Origin of the sequence: Acetobacter malorum (assembly GCF_002153605.1) — a bacterium.
Taxonomy (GTDB): domain Bacteria; phylum Pseudomonadota; class Alphaproteobacteria; order Acetobacterales; family Acetobacteraceae; genus Acetobacter; species Acetobacter malorum_A.
Genome location: NZ_JOPG01000073.1, coordinates 1 through 305, shown reverse-complemented (window position 1 = coordinate 305; position 305 = coordinate 1). Strand labels below are relative to the sequence as shown.

The following is a 305-nucleotide window of genomic DNA, read 5'->3' as shown; positions in this document are numbered from 1 at the left end:
GCCTCCTCTGTGATCGTCGCGACAACGACCTGCACCGGTGCGAGCCAGAACGGCAGATGGCCTGCATGGTGCTCCAGAAGAATGCCAATGAAGCGCTCAAGTGAGCCAAACAAGGCGCGATGCAGCATGACAGGCGTGTGCTTCTGGCTATCGGCACCGACATAGTGTGCGTCCAGCCGTCCCGGCAGGTTGAGATCGACTTGAACTGTACCGCATTGCCAGTCCCGTCCGATGGCGTCCCGCAGCACGAACTCCAGTTTCGGGCCGTAGAAGGCGCCTTCGCCGGGATTGTGGGTGTATGTCAG

General features: G+C 60.7%; 1 protein-coding gene. It reads right to left on the bottom strand.

Annotated features, from left to right (window positions below):
• Nucleotides 1–305 (bottom strand): aminoacyl--tRNA ligase-related protein (locus HK23_RS13945; protein ID WP_306300696.1); only part of this gene is annotated, 305 nt, incomplete at both ends.